We start from the raw sequence: 565 nt of genomic DNA, 5'->3' as shown, positions 1-565 counted from the left end.
ACACCACCATCGGCTGGCGCTTCCCGAACAAGCAGATGAAGCACCTGTACGGCACCGATTCCATGCCGGAGACGGCCGAGAACGTCGCGGTCGACTACCAGGTCTCGCGCGAGGACCAGGACCGCTTCGCGCTGGCCAGCCAGCGGAAGACGGCGCGGGCCCAGGCCGAGGGACTGTTCGCCGACGAGATCGTGCCGGTGCTGATCCCGCAAAAGAAAGGCGACCATATCCGCTTCGAGCGCGACGAGCATCCGCGCGAGACCAGCATCGAGGCGCTGGCCAAGCTGAAGGGCGTGGTCCATCCGGGCGGCAGCGTCACCGCCGGCAACGCCTCGGGCGTGAACGACGGCGCCTGCGCGCTGCTGATCGCCAGCGGCGAGGCGGCTGCGAAGTACGGCCTGACCCCGAAGGCGCGCATCGTCGGCATGGCCACCGCCGGCGTGCCGCCGCGCGTGATGGGCATCGGCCCGGCGCCGGCGTCGAAGAAGCTGCTCAAGCAGTTGGGCATGTCGATCGACCAGATGGACGTCATCGAGCTGAACGAAGCGTTTGCCTCGCAAGCGCT

Annotated in this window: 1 pseudogene; it reads left to right on the top strand. The window is 68.5% G+C overall.

Annotated features, from left to right (window positions below):
- Nucleotides 1-565 (top strand): annotated as a pseudogene (locus tag KVT32_RS28455) (3-oxoadipyl-CoA thiolase); the annotation flags it as partial.

The organism is Achromobacter sp. GbtcB20 (genome assembly GCF_019091095.1).
In the GTDB taxonomy this organism is placed as follows: Bacteria; Pseudomonadota; Gammaproteobacteria; order Burkholderiales; family Burkholderiaceae_B; genus Achromobacter; species Achromobacter mucicolens.
Note: the sequence above shows the minus strand (reverse complement) of the source record. Positions and strands in the feature narration are given on the sequence as shown.